This is a genomic window from Amycolatopsis sp. (assembly GCF_025464955.1).
In the GTDB taxonomy this organism is placed as follows: domain Bacteria; phylum Actinomycetota; class Actinomycetes; order Mycobacteriales; family Pseudonocardiaceae; genus Amycolatopsis.
On record NZ_JAODNM010000072.1, the window covers coordinates 16,082 to 30,184 of the forward strand.

The window sequence follows — 14,103 nt, forward strand, 5'->3', positions numbered from 1 at the left end:
CCCCCGGGGGCGGCGCCACCAGGTTTGGGTAGCCATCGGTTCGGCGCGGGTTCAGAGCAGGCGGAGCTGGTCACCCTCGGTAGCGTTCCGGGTGCTCTCCGCGGGAGTGCGCGGTAGCGGGAAGCTGCCCGCGGGCCAGCCGGAGGCATCGTCATCAAGCCTGCCACCAGGATTGCCACCAGAGTTGTCACCTGGGATACCGCGCGGGGTTTCGCGCGAGCCACGGTCCAGCCCGTGCTTGCGCAACAGCCTGCCGACACGTCCGGAGAGCTCGGCGCGGTACTCCTTGCTCGCGTAGGCGCCCTTGCCGTAGATCTCCCGATAAAGCGGCACCAGACCCGGGTAGTCCTCGGCGAGCCACTGCGCGAACCACTCCCGCGTGCCGGGACGCAGATGCAGCGGCACGACCGTGACGCCGGTGGCTCCGGCGTCGGCGATCGCGGTGAGCAGTTCGTCGAGGGAGTTTGTCGAGTCGGTCAGGCCCGGCAGGATCGGCGCGACGAACACGCCGCAGGGCAGGCCCGCGTCCCTGGCCCGGCGGACGAGATCGAGGCGGGCTTGGGGGCTCGGTGTCCCCGGCTCGAGCCGATGCTGCAACTCCCTGTCCAGCAAGGCGATCGACACCCCGAGCCCGACCGGCACGTCCTTCGCGACCGACGACAGCAGCGGCAGGTCCCGGGTGAGCACGGTGCCCTTCGTGAGGATCGAGAACGGCGTGCCCGAATCCGCGAGCGCACGGATGATCCGCGGCATCAGTTTGTACCGGCCCTCGGCACGCTGGTACGGGTCGGTGTTGGTGCCCATCGCGACGTGTTCGCGCTTCCAGGACGGCTTGCGCAACTGCGCGGCGAGCACCTCTGGCGCGTTGACCTTGACCACCACCTGGGTGTCGAAGTCCTTGCCCGCGTCGAAGTCCAGGTAGGTGTGGGTGTTCCGGGCGAAGCAGTTGTGCGAAACCATGCCGTTCGCGATGAAGTCGCCGGTGCCGGTAGTGATGTCGAAGAGCGGGAGCTCGATCCCGAGCGGCTCGACCGACACGACGCCGACCCGGGAGGTCGCGCGCAGTGCCGTGCCGTCGATCACCCGCTTCCTGGTGATCGCGGGATCGACCGTGTGCAGGAAGCGCAGCTGCTCGCCCAGCCCGCCGAGCAACCGGACCGTGCGCGCGCCGGTGGCCCGCTCGTAGTCGCCGATCGTGTGCCGGAAACCGAAGCCTCGCAAGGCATCGGCGACCACCTCGGAAGCGGCGTCGTCCACACTGGCCACGCGGAGGACCTCCCGCGTGTACGAGCCTGAAGCGTCGAAGACTCCAGCCAGGAAGCCCTTCTGCCACGACCTGGACGGCGAGATCGGCGGCTCGGAGGCGTCGCTGAGCGTGCGGAAACCCGCGAGGAACTCGCGCGAACGGTCGGACGCCTCCGGCTCGGCGGACCCTTCGCCTTTGACCATGCCACTGACGTACCCCGCGCGGTACTCGGGGTCGCGGTGCGGCGGGCGGGCGAACCGCCCGGTACCGACGATCTTCGTGCCGGGCAACAGATGCGGCCGCTGCGGCGAGCCGGCGCCATGCCCGCCGGTGACGTGCTTCCAGCCGCGGTCGGTGAGGAACCGGTGCTCACCGCTCCCGATCAGCTCGGTGCCGTCCTCGAGCACCACGCGGTAAGCGTGCTTGACCGACGACCAGTGCGCGAGCACCCGCGTGCGGGTGTACCGGCGGCGGGAACCCTCCTGCTCGGTGCCGTAGACCTCGTCGCCGACCACGACGTCGGCAAGCGGCTTGGTGCGCCCGTCGGCCATCAGGATCTCGGTGCTGCCGTCGAGGCAGTAGGTGCAGGCATGGGAACACCCGCGATATGGGTTCACCGTCCAGCCGAACGGCATGGGCGAGCCCGTCACTTTGTTGAGTACCGACTTGGCGTGCACCTCGTGAAAGGTCACGTCGTCGAACTCGGGCGAGCGCACCGAGCGCACCAGCCCGTCGAGCTGCACCAACGCCTGTTCGGACCGGTCGTCAGTCCGCTGCCTGTCCCATCGCACCCAGCCAGTCGAACACATGTTCTAACGGCGTGTCAACGCAGGCCCCCACCAGCGGCTTCCAGCTTGTGTAACTGCTGTGGCGGGTGGTGCTGTTGTGGCGACGCGGGTGGGTGGCGCGGACCCCTCGGGGCCATCCTGATGGCGGCCGCCGCGTTGGCGTTGAACGCCACCAGGGTGACCCGGAGGGAACTTTGGTGCCCGCCCTACGAGGTGAACCGGTCCAGGGCGCGGATTTTGTTCGTCGCGTCCAGGGCGGCGACCTTGTAGGCCTCGGAGAGGGTCGGGTAGTTGAAGACGGCGTCGACGAGGTAGTCGACGGTGCCGCCGCAGCCCATCACGGCCTGTCCGATGTGGACGAGGTCGGTCGCGCCGGTGCCGAAGACGTGGACGCCGAGAAGCGTCCGATCGACTGTCGACACGAGCAGTTTCAGCATGCCGTAGGAGTCGCCGGTGATCTGTCCCCTGGCGAGCTCGCGATAGCGGGCCGTGCCGACCTCGTAGGGCACCGAGGACGACGTCAGCGCTGCCTCTGTCGCACCGCAGTACGAGATCTCCGGGATGCTGTAGATGCCGATCGGCTGCAGCGCCGCCAGCTCGTTCGCCGGCTCGCCGAACGCGTGGTAGGCGGCCAGCCGTCCCTGGTCCATCGACGTCGCGGCGAGCGCGGGGAAGCCGATCACGTCGCCGACGGCGTAGATGTGCTCGACCGGCGTGCGGTAGTGGTTGTCGACGCTCAGCCGGCCGCGTTTGTCCGCTTGGAGGCCGGCGGCCCCCAAGTTCAGCACCTCGGTGAGCCCCTGCCGCCCGGCGGAGTACATCACCGCGTCAGCCGGGATCCGCTTGCCGCTGACCAGCGTCGTCACGGTCGCCTTGTCCGAAACGACGACACTCGCCACCTTTTCCCCGAAGCGGAAGGTGACCGCCTGGTCGCGCAGGTGGAACTTGAGGGACTCGACGATCTCGGGATCGCAGAAGTCCAACATGTTGTCGCGCTGTTCGACGACGGTCACGCGGGTCCCGAGCGCGGCGAACATCGACGCGTACTCGATGCCGATCACCCCGGCTCCGACGACCACGAGCGAGGACGGGACGGACTCCATCTGCAGGATCTCGTCGGAATCGAGGACCCGTTCGGCGTCGAAGTCCACTTCGGCCGGTCGTGCCGGTTTTGTCCCGGTCGCGATGACGATGTAGTCGCTGCTCATCGTCGTCCGGTCGCCGCGGTGGACACCCTCGACGGAGACGGTGTGCTCGTCGACGAACGTCCCCATGCCGACGATCAGGTCGATGTGGTTGCGCATCAGCTGCGCGCGCACGACCTGGACCTCTCGGTCGACGACGTGCCGGGTCCGCGCCATCAGATCCGCGATGGTGATGTCCTGCTTGACCCGGTAGCTCGCGCCGTACAGCTCGCGCTGGTTCATCCCGGTCAGGTAGAGCACGGCCTCACGCAGGGTTTTCGACGGTATTGTCCCCGTGTTGACACAGACGCCACCGAGCATGTCGTTCTTGTCGATGATCGCCACCCGCTTGCCGAGCTTGGACGCCGCGATGGCCGCCTTCTGCCCGCCCGGGCCGGAACCGATCACTATCAGGTCATAATCGCGCTCGCTCACAGTCGTAAGCGTGCTGAACTCGGACCGGTCGGCGCAAGTGGGGACCGCGTGAATGTTACGAGCGAAGCGCTCCTCGTGTCCGTTGCCAGTCGGTGACCGCCGAGCACCCGGCGTCGATTTCCGCCTCCAGGAGGGCGACCTGCTGGGCGGCGACCTCCTCGCCGAGCAGCTCCGCGCCGCGGCCGTTCCCGGTGAACGCCTGCAACGCCTCCCACGGCGTCGCGGCCAGGCTGCCGAGAACCTGATCGGCGGCGGGCAGCGGCAGCTTCTCCTCGATCCCGGCGCGTCCGGCAGCGAGGAGGGCGGCGACAACCAGGTGCGGCTGCGCGTCGGCACCAGGGAAGCGGAACTCGAGCCGCAGCGACGCGCCGGAACCGGCCACCCGGACCGACGCCGTACGGTCGTCGATGCCCCAGCGCAGCACGCGCGGCGAAAACGGCGCGGTGCGCAGCCTCACGTAGCTGTTCCAAGTCGGCGCCCAGATGGGCGTCAGCGCTCGCGCGTCGCGCAGCACCCCGGCGAGGAACTGTCCGAAAAGCGGCGAAAGCACCGTGCCGCACGCCGCGGACGCCTGCTTGCCGTCCAACCTCGACAACGAAAGGTGCACATGTCCGGAACTGCCCTGTCCCGCCGCGGGCGCGGCGAGGTAGCTCGCCGTGACACCGTGCTCGGCGACGGCGGTGCGAACGATCCATTGCTGCAGCAGGACGTCGTCGCAGGCCGCGAGCGCGTCACGGTGTCTCAGCACGATCTCGTACTGCCCCGGGTGACACTCCGCGCGAGCGGACTCGGCGCCCAACTCCGCATTGGCGAGCGCCGCGCGCACGTCTCGCAGCACGGGCTGAAGACGTTCGGTGCCACCGAGGGCGTAGTCGCCACCATGGGAAGTCAACGGCTTTCCGTCGCCGTCGAGCAGGACGAACTCGTGCTCGATCCCGATCGACGGAATCAACCCGGCCAGTTCCAATTGACTCAGCTGGGCTGTCAGCGCCTGGCGCGGTGACGCCTCGACCGGCTCGCCGTCGGGCCACTCGACGTCGCACACGAGCGCCCAGGTGCGCCCGTCCGCCGACAACGGCACAGCAGTGGCGGCATCGGGATGCATCCGCACATCGCCGAACTTTGTCACATACCTGCCCAACGGACCTGACGGATCCACAGTGGACAACGTGTCGCGGTGGACGTCCCAAGCGAACACGTAACCGCACAGCCCGTACCCGCCGCCTAGCACTTCCTCCTCGACGAACCGGTGATCCAGCTCGACGGCCGCAAACCGCGAGTGGGCGTCCGGCACCACGAGCAGGACGGTCTCGATGGCGCCGGCCGACAGCGAGCGACGCAAATCCACGTCCATCGCCCTGGCCACGGCCGCCCTCGCCGCCAGCGACCGCGGGCCGACCGGACGCCGCTTCACCACGCGCCCGCCGGATCCGCTGCCCGCAGCGGATTGGTCGCGCGGCCCCAGCGGACGTCGAACTCGTCGTCCCGCTCGACCTTGTCGAACCCTTGCCCAGCCAGATGTTCCCTGTTCAACGTGACGCGCTCGACGTCTTCGGCGAACAGGCGGCAGGCGTCGAACCGGACGGACAGCTCCGGGTTCCGGTCGCGGAACCTCGACACCACCTCGCGAACGGGCGCCCAGAAAAGGGAACGTTCGAAGCCGAGATCATCGAAGAGGATCTCGGCCCAGAACCGCAGCTGGCCCGCGAAAACCGAGCTGAACAGCGACTGTGCGAGCAGATGTGCCGGCCAGCGGAGCATCTCTTCGGCCACCTCGGAAGGGAGCGAGCCATAGCAGTCGAGGTCCTCGTCGAGCAGGTCGACGCCCTGGGCGAAGTCCTTGATCGCCACCCGGGACGGCTGGCTTTCGGCGTCGAGCACGAGAATCAGGTTCTGCCCGTGCGGGCAGAAGCCGACCCCGTAACGCAGCAACCACTGCAGCAGCGGGGTCAGCAGCAGGTCGAAAACCCGAGCACACCACTGTTGAGTGTCCAAACTGGACTGCCGGATCAGGTCGACCAGCACGGTGTCACCGGCCGGATCGCGATACGGCAAGGCAGCGAAAGACACCGCCCGCTCCCCCTCCACGAGCCGACCGACCAGCGGCTCGCGCCAGAGCGCACCGAGCGTTTCGTGGAAGCGGTACGGCAGCTCCTCGATCGAGCCGAACAGCGGGTGCCGGACGGACACGCTCGCAACCTCGCCGAGCAGCTCGAAACGATAATCCTTGGACAGCAGCGGATCGGCCGCGCTGAGAGCACGCAGCCAACTGGTGACGGCCGGGCCGGCGAGCGTCGCCGCCGACGCCAGCCCGCGGTAGACCAGGGTGTTGCGAACGGACACCGCGGTCTTGACATCGCGGCGGCCGGGATCGCTCAGGTTCGCCAGCGTCCGGATCGTCTGATGTGGACGGTAGCGGTCGCGGCTCTCGCCGAGCTCGACGAGCGTGCCGTTCGCGATCTCCGCCGCGTACAACGTGCCGATGGTCTCGTCGGCCTGCCACGGGTGCACGGGCACCCAAACGTAGTCAGCCGGGTCTCCGACTTCGGCCAGGCGTGCGGTGAACTCGGCGCGTTGCCCGTCGTCGAGTTCCTGGGCCCTGAGCCCGTCTTCGCTGAGTTCGTCGACACAACGGAACTCGGCGTGGTCGCGGTGGACGGCGAACCAGCGCAGGAAGATGTCGGCTCCCGCCTCAGGTGCGTACTTCGCGCGATCGGACGCGGAAAACCCGACGCGCCCCTTGTTGAGGACCAGCCTCGGATGCCCGGTGAGATGACCGTCCGCGAGGTTGTAGTCCATCGTGGACAGTTCGGCCGCGCTCGGCGCTCGCCGCAGTCGCGCGGCCTCGTTGGCGACCGTGGCCGTCAGCTCCGCGAGGACGTCCGCCAGCCGAAGCCCGGTGAGGCCGAGCACGGTTCGCGCATCGGTGACCAGTACACGGGGATCGTCCGCAGGAAACTCGTTCCTCAGCGCGCTGCCGGATTCGACCGTCCACGAGTCGAACGCACCCCTCCGCGCCCGGAAGGTGTAGGTCACATCGGCAAGCGGCAACCGCCAGCCGGAATACCCGTTGACGCCTTCATCGTCGGCAGGCTCAGGCTTCAACAAGCCCTCGTACGACAGCTCGCCCAGCATCTTGTGGACGATGAGCGCACCGGCCTCACACCAGGCGCCTGCCGCGTCGATCCGTTCCCCCGGAATGAAACTCACCGTGCCTCCGCTATCCGATCGAGCCCGAACGAGGTATAGGCCGTGCGCTGCGGCAGGTCGTAGACGGCCCGCCCGCACACCGTGTTGAGGATGGACGCGGCCCGCCACGCGCCGAGGCCGAGATCCGGCGCGCCGACGCCGTTGCGGTGGCGCTCGGCGTTCTGCACGAAGATCGACCCGGTGATACCGTCCGGTAGCCGCAGGCGGTATTCGGCGTCGACGGCGAACCGCCCGCGGGTGTCACGTTCGGCCTTCTCCCCCAGCTCGCCGAGCAGGTGCTCCACCGGCGTCTCGGCGTACCCTGTCGCGGCCACGACGGCGTCCGTTCGCACGACGGCTTGCGCGTCCTGCTGCGCATGGCGCACATCGAGCAACACGGCGTCGCCTGTCCGGCGTGCGGCGAGGATCTCGACACCCGGTGTCAGCACGACGTCCGGCCAGGAGTCCCGGACGCTGAGCTGATAGAGCTCCTCGTGGATGGCCGCGATGGTTTCCGCGTCGATTCCCTTGTACAGCTGCCATTGCGCGGGAAACAACTGCTCGCGCACGGGCTCGGCGAGGCCGCGGAAATACGCCGTGTAATCCGGGGTGAACTGCTCCAGGCCAAGTTTCGAATACTCCATCGGCGCGAACGACGGCGTGCGGGCCAGCCAGCGCAACCCGTCGGCGCTCGGCCGCCGTCGCAACAGATCAAGAAAGACCTCGGCCCCGGACTGCCCGGAACCGACCACTGTTACGGTTTTCGCGGCGATCAGCGCGTCGCGGTGGGCAAGGTAGTCGGCGGAGTGCAGCGCAAGGACATCCGGATCGGCGACAACGTCGGCCAGCGCGTCCGGAACCGACGGCGACGTACCGACGCCGAGCACGACATTGCGAGCCAGCACCGGATCGCGCCCGTCGACGTTGACTTCGAACGCCTCCGCGGGCGCATTCCAGCGCACTGCGGTGACCGCGCTCGAAAACCGGCAGCTTTCCAGGCGCGCACTCGCCCAGCGTCCGTAGTCGTCGTACTCGGCGCGTTGGACGTGGAATCGTTCCGAGAAATAGAAAGGAAAGAGCCGGCCGCGGATCCGCAGGTAGTTCAAAAAGGACAGTGCGCTCGTCGGGTCGACCAACGTGACGAGGTCGGCCAGGAACGGGACCTGCAGCGTCGCGCCCTCGATGAGCAAGCCCGGGTGCCAGCGGAACTCGTCGCGGCGGTCGAACAGCACCACGTCCAGGCCGACGATCGGGTCCGCCAGCGCGGCCAGGGAAAGATTGAACGGGCCGATGCCGACCCCGGCCAGATCAAGAGGGCTCACGAAACGACCGTGCTCTGCTGGGGTACCAAGGCTTCCGCCGCGGCCGTGGCCACGACCACGTCGAGCAGACCGCGGTAGTCCGCTGCCTCGGCGTGCGGCTGCAGCAGGGTCAGTTTCAGCCACAGGCGGAAGCCGCCGTCGCCGGTGGGCATCAGGGCACGGCCGACGACAGCCGTTCCCGCCTCCAGCAGTGCGCGCCGAACCCTGGCGATCAACGCGTCTCCACCGGCCACCGGCCGGAAGAGCACTGTGGACAGGGTGGGTTCGCCCCAGAGTTCCACTGACGGATGCGCGTCGATCAGGCGCGCGACTTCGGACGCGGTTTCACAGCAGCGTTCGATGAGCGCGCCGACCCCGACGGTACCCAGCGCCCGAACGGTCACGGCCATCCGGAACGCGTCCGGGCGGCGGGAGGTCCGGATCGACCGGCCGAGCAGGTCGGGCAGCCCGGCTTCGGTGTCGTCGTCGGCGTTCAGGTACTCGGCGCGCACGGTGAGCGCGTCCAGCCCGCGACCGTCGCGACAGGCGAACAACCCGGCGGAAATCGGCTGCCAGCCGAACTTGTGCATGTCCAAGGCGACCGAATCCGCTTCGGCCAACCCACGCAGGAGCGGCTTGAGCGCGGAGCTGAACAGGAGCATGCCGCCGTACGCGGCGTCGACGTGGAACCGTGCGCCGAACTCGCGGCAGGTCGCGGCGAGCGCGGGGAGCGGGTCGATCTCTCCGGTGTTCGTGGTGCCGGCCGTCGCGACGACCAACGCCGGAGAACCCAGCGAGCGCAGGACTTCGGCCAGTGCGCCAGGTGTCATCCGGTCGCCCTCGCAGTCGACGAGGACCGGCGCGGGCAAACCCAGCAGCCAAGCCGCGCGGGTGACACTGTGGTGCGCGTTGCGGCCGCAGACGACTGTCGTGATCCCGTTTTCCCTGGCCAGCAGGAGGCCGAGCAGGTTCGATTCGGTTCCGCCCGTGGTGACCACGGCGTCCGGCCCGGGGTCGGACGGGTAGCACAGGCGGGCGATGCCAGTGGTGAACTCGCGCTCCAACTCGCTCGCGACCGGCGCCTGGTCCCACGAGTCCATCGACGGGTTGAGCGCGCTGGCGACGACGTCGGCCGCGACAGCGACAGCGAGCGGCGGGCAGTGCAGATGCGCTGCGCACCAGGGGTCCGCGGGATCGGCCGAACCCGCCGCGAGGAGCCGGCTCAACTCGGTCAGCGCGGCTTCCGCGCCGACCCCTGTCGCGGGGAAGCCGGGTTCGAGCGTCGATGCGAGGCCTGCCGCGACGGCGGCCGGCCCCCCTGCGGGCGCCGGGCCCCCGCGTTCGACCGCGCCCGCGGCAAACCCCTTGAGTGCCAGCGGGATCAGCTCGGCAAGCCGGTCCGCCCCCGGCACCCCGCCGGCCAGCGAGGTCACCACCGCCGTTTCCTCTGGCATCGACTCACCACTCCGCTCTTAGGCTTGCCTACCCTCAGCCACAATACGGATACCCGCCGAGTTGCCCGATCCGGGTAACGACCACTGCCCATCATGGTGGAATCGCGGCCCCCGGCGTCGGCCATCCGGCTTAGGCGGGCGGCGTTCGGCTCTACTGCAGCAAGGACCGGGGCGAGTTTGTGCACGCGCACGGTGGTCCGAGGGCCTGTCGCGTCATGTCGGGGTGACTGGCGGGGTCGAGGTGGCAGGTGTGGCGTTGTGACGTGCTGTGAAGGCCACCTTCACGGCGTAAGGCGTACTCAACTAGGCCTTGACGCCGTCTCTGCCCTGCCGAAACTGCCGTCAAGGGTCCCAACGGTCACATCGCCATCGCCATCGCCAGCACCACCTGCATGACGCGACTGGCCCTCAACCCCGCTACCAGCACCCACTCGCCCCAGTCCTGCTGCGCTGGACAGAACAGCCCACCCCGGCCCTGAAATTCCAGGTATGGGCGTTGGACGCCCATGGCCCCGAGGGGTCCGACGGGACGGCGGCCTACCGGCGAGGAGCCAGGCCGCGGACGAGGTCGAACTGGTCGCCGCCGGTGGGCAGCAGCGCGATCACCGGGGTGGTCAGCCCGTTGTCCACATAGGACTGGACCTTCTCCCGGCACTCGTCGACGCTGCCATGCACGATAAGGTCGTCGACGACCTCGTCCGGGATGACGGCGTTCGCCTTCTTGCGGTCACCGGCGGCCCACGCCTCGTGCATCGGCGCCAGCGCCTCACCGCGGCCGAGCCACTCGTGGAAGGCTCGGTAGACGGGCACCGTGAGGTAGCTGCTGATCAGCATGCGACCGAGGCCACGGGCGGCGTCGGCGTCTTCGGTGGGGCACACGAAGACCCGCGCCGCAAGCTCCAGGTCGGGGCCGACCTCGGCCCGCACCTTTGGCACGTCCGTCGGCGCGAGCCAGTTGGTGATCGCGCCGTCGGCCTCTGCCGCGGCCAGCTTCAGCATGCCTGGACGCAGCGCCGCGAGCATGATCGACGGCGGCGGCACGGGCGGCCGCTCGAGCCGGAACTTGCTGATCGAGAACGTCTCGTACTCCTCGGTCACCTTCTCCCCGGCCAGTGCCGAACGCAGGAACCGCAGCGTGTCGCGCGAGCGCGCGAACGGCTTCTCGAACGGCTGCGCGTTCCAGCCCGACACGATCACCGGCGACGACGTGCCGATACCCAGGACGAACCGCCCCGGTGCCAGCTCGGCCACCGCCGCCGCGCTCATCGCGAGCAGCCCGGGCCCGCGGGTGTACACCGGCACGATCGCCGTCCCGAGCCGCAGCTGCGGCGCCCACTGCGACGCCAGCACGAGCGGCGTGAACGCGTCGACGCCGGCAGTTTCGGCCGACCACGCGTCGGTGTACCCGAGGTCCGGCAGCTGCTCGACGAGCTCCCGGTGCTCGGCAAGCGGGACGCCGGTGAGCGGGATCGTGATTCCCCAACGGTTCATGAACGGCCTTTCTGGGCGTGGGCGGCAAGTTCGGTTTTGATCCACTCGACCTGGACGCGCATGAGGTTCTCCGCGACTTCCTCAGCCTGCGGGGTCATGTGCGTCGCGCCGGCCAGCGGCAGGAACGTGTGCGCCTTGCCGGCCGCCAGTAGGGCCGACGACAGCCGCAGCGAATGCGCGACGAACACGTTGTCGTCCGCGAGGCCGTGCACGATGAGCAGCGCGCGGCTGAGTTCCCCGGCGTCGGCGATCAGCGAGTTGTGCCGGTAGGACTCCGGCTCGTCCTGCGGGGTACCGAGATAGCGCTCGGTGTAGTGCGTGTCGTACAACGACCAGTCCGTGACCGGCGCGCCCGCGATCCCCGCGTGAAAGACGTCCGGGCGCCGGAGCACGGCCAACGCCGAGAGATAGCCGCCGTAGGACCAGCCGCGGATCGCGACCCGCTCCAGATCGAGCTCCGGCCGGGTCGCCGCGACCGCGTGCAGGGCGTCGACCTGGTCGGCGAGAGTGACCTCTGCGAGCTTGCCGGCGATCTCCTGTTCCCAGGCCGGACCGCGACCCGGCGTACCGCGACCGTCCGCGACGAGTACCGCGAAGCCCTGGTCGGCAAGCCACTGCGGCACGAGGAAGGCGTTGCGGCTCTGCAGGACCCGCTGGGCGTGCGGGCCGCCGTACGGATCGAGTAGGACCGGAAGCTTCCCGTCGGCCGGGTCGTAGCCCGTCGGCAACAGCAGCGCCGCGCGCAGCCCGCGCTCACCCAGCGTCAGCCACTTCAGGTTCAGCACGAGCCCAGGGTCCACTGTGGACGACGAGATCCCGGCGACCGGCTTGCCGTCGTCGAGGACCGTGACCTCGGGGCCGTTGTGTGTCAGGCTCCACGACGACAGCACGGTCAGCTCGGCGCTACCCGCGCCGGCGTGGACCCCGTCCGTCCCGGACAGGCGCCGGACGGCGTCGCCTTCGGTGCGGTAGACGTGGATCTGCGTCGGATCCTGTTCGGACGCGCTGAACAGCACCTCGTTGCCGACAGCGACCACCGAGCGCACCTGCAGCCCTGGTTCGGTGACCGCGGTGCCGTCGATCGTGAGCCGGTGGCTGCCTTCCGACGCCCGGACGTCCACGAGCCGGCCACCGGCCGTCCACGCGGGCACCCCCGGCACGAGGTCGATCCAGACCGGGTCGGTCTCGGTGTGCAACGTGGTCACCGAGCCGTCCGCGGGATCGACCGCCAGGATCTGCTTCCGGCGCTGGTCACGCGACTGCACGGCGAGCAGCGGCGGGCCGCCGGCCGACCAGTGCACGCTCGCCAGGTACTCCCAGTCGCCGCGCTGGACGTCGACGTGGGCGCCGTCCAGCCCGAGGATCGCCAGTGACACCTCGACGTTCGGCACGCCGGCCGCCGGGTAGGCGACGACGTTGGCGGGCTGGTCCGGGTTCACCGGGTCCGCGATGGTCCAGCGGGGCACCGGCGTCCGGTCGTACCGCTCGACCAGCAGGCTCAGGCCGTCCGGCGACCACCAGTAGCCGTTCGACCGGTCCATCTCCTCGCCGGCGATGAATTCCGCGAGGCCCCAGGCGATCTCGTCGCCGTCCTCGCCGACGATCTCGCTGTCCTCGCCCGTGGCCAGGTCGACCACGCGAAGTCGTCGATCGCGGACATACGCGACATGCGTGCCGGTGGGGTTGGGCCGAGGATCGATCACCGCGCCGTCGACGCGCTTGGTGACCTCGCCCGTGGCCAGGTCGAGCGTGTAGAGCTTGCCCGACAACGAAAACGCGGCGACGCTGAACTCGTCGTCGACCGTGTAGCCGACGACCCCGCCGGAAGTCTCCCGGCTGCGCTCACGCCGCGCGCGCTCTTCCGGCGGCAACTCCTCCTCGCCGGGCAGCAGCTCCACGGCGTCCACCAGCTTCGACTCCGTACCGGACGCGACGTCGAGCGACCAGAGGCTGTTGCGCGGGTCGGTGCCGGTCTCGGAGCGCAGGAACAGGACCCGCGTGTGGTCCGGGGAAACCCGGAAGCCCTTGGGCGCGCCCAAGGTGAATCGCCGGGTGCGGGCTTGCAGGCGGAGGAACGAGTTCGCGGGATCGGTCACACCAGGCACTCTTTCAGACGATCACGCGGGGACGCCAACACCCTTCAGTTTCTTCAGTTCGGCCTTGACGTCGAAGTGGGATTCCGGGAAGGCCGGTGCGAGGTCCTTCAACGTCTCCGTGAGCAGCTGGGCGACCGCCCAGTTGCGGTACCACTTGTGGTCTGACGGCACGACGTACCAGGGCGCGGCGTCGGTCGACGTCTCACGCAGGACGTCGAGGTAGGCGGCGTCGTAGTCCGCCCATTGGGAGCGGGCTTCGAGGTCGGACGGGTCGTACTTCCACCACTTCGTCGGGTCGAGCAGCCGCGCCTTGAGCCGCTTGCGCTGGGCCTCGGGCGAGATGTGCAGGAACGCCTTCACGATCGTCATACCGCCGTCGACGAGCTCATGTTCGAACTCGTTGATCTCGGCGAAGCGCCTGGCCTGCTCGTCGTCGGTCAGCAGCCCCTGCACCCGCGGGACCAGCACGTCTTCGTAGTGCGAGCGGTCGAACACGCCGATGTGACCGGGCGTGGGCAGCTTCTTGCGCACCCGCCACAGGTAGTGGTGGCGGCGTTCGGCCGGGGTCGGCTTCTTGAACGCCTCGTACTGCACGCCCATCGGGTTGACCAGGCCCAGCACGTGCCGGACGGTGCCGCCCTTGCCCGAGGTGTCCATCCCCTGCAGGACGAGGAGGACGCTGCGGTCGCCTCCGGCCGCGCCCTCGGCGTACAGGGCCTCCTGCATGTTCTCGAGCCGTTCGCCGGCGCCGAGCAGCTTCTTCTGGGCCTTGATCCTGGTGTCGGGTCCGGCGGGGAACGAGCCCGGCTCGGGAAGCACGCTGAGATCCGCGACCCCAACCCCGACCCGCAACACGTCCCGCACCGAAGCCTTCGTCTGATCCTTGGTCATCGGTCGACCTTAGCCACCCACGCCTGAA

9 protein-coding genes are annotated in these 14,103 nt (G+C 69.2%); all 9 read right to left on the bottom strand.

The window, feature by feature from the left end; genetic code table 11:
• Positions 1 to 51 precede the first annotated feature (51 nt).
• The 9 genes from JWQ81_RS16040 to JWQ81_RS16080 all read right to left on the bottom strand — a co-directional run bounded on the left by JWQ81_RS16040 (position 52) and on the right by JWQ81_RS16080 (position 14,075).
• The gene (locus JWQ81_RS16040; protein WP_297542207.1) at positions 52 to 2,037 is read right to left on the bottom strand and encodes an intein-containing Rv2578c family radical SAM protein; all 1,986 of its coding nucleotides are present in this window, start codon (positions 2,035 to 2,037) and stop codon (positions 52 to 54) included.
• A gap of 203 nt (positions 2,038 to 2,240) precedes the next feature.
• Positions 2,241 to 3,653 (bottom strand): Si-specific NAD(P)(+) transhydrogenase, encoded by a 1,413-nt coding sequence (sthA, locus tag JWQ81_RS16045; protein WP_297542209.1) that lies wholly within the window; start codon positions 3,651 to 3,653, stop codon positions 2,241 to 2,243.
• 55 nt (positions 3,654 to 3,708) lie between these two features.
• Positions 3,709 to 5,007: a glutamine synthetase gene (locus tag JWQ81_RS16050; protein ID WP_297542390.1), complete on the bottom strand. Its 1,299-nt coding sequence runs from the start codon at positions 5,005 to 5,007 to the stop codon at positions 3,709 to 3,711.
• Between the two features lie 56 nt (positions 5,008 to 5,063).
• On the bottom strand, positions 5,064 to 6,788 hold the full coding sequence (locus tag JWQ81_RS16055; RefSeq protein WP_297542392.1) for an IucA/IucC family protein: 1,725 nt from the start codon (positions 6,786 to 6,788) through the stop codon (positions 5,064 to 5,066).
• 71 nt (positions 6,789 to 6,859) lie between these two features.
• The gene (locus JWQ81_RS16060) at positions 6,860 to 8,164 is read right to left on the bottom strand and encodes a SidA/IucD/PvdA family monooxygenase (protein ID WP_297542212.1); all 1,305 of its coding nucleotides are present in this window, start codon (positions 8,162 to 8,164) and stop codon (positions 6,860 to 6,862) included.
• Positions 8,161 to 9,597 carry a pyridoxal-dependent decarboxylase gene (locus JWQ81_RS16065; RefSeq protein WP_297542214.1) on the bottom strand — a complete coding sequence of 479 codons (1,437 nt, stop codon included), beginning with the start codon at positions 9,595 to 9,597 and terminating at the stop codon, positions 8,161 to 8,163. Before JWQ81_RS16065 ends, JWQ81_RS16060 begins: the two co-directional genes overlap by 4 nt.
• A gap of 537 nt (positions 9,598 to 10,134) precedes the next feature.
• Entirely contained in the window at positions 10,135 to 11,088 is a 954-nt protein-coding gene (locus tag JWQ81_RS16070) for an LLM class F420-dependent oxidoreductase (protein WP_297542216.1), read from the bottom strand.
• Positions 11,085 to 13,184, bottom strand: coding sequence for a S9 family peptidase (locus JWQ81_RS16075; protein WP_297542218.1), 2,100 nt, complete (start codon positions 13,182 to 13,184; stop codon positions 11,085 to 11,087). The genes JWQ81_RS16070 and JWQ81_RS16075 overlap by 4 nt, the downstream gene beginning before the upstream one ends.
• Positions 13,185 to 13,205: 21 nt before the next feature.
• On the bottom strand, positions 13,206 to 14,075 hold the full coding sequence (locus tag JWQ81_RS16080; protein WP_297542220.1) for a PPK2 family polyphosphate kinase: 870 nt from the start codon (positions 14,073 to 14,075) through the stop codon (positions 13,206 to 13,208).
• Between the last annotated feature and the right edge of the window lie 28 nt (positions 14,076 to 14,103).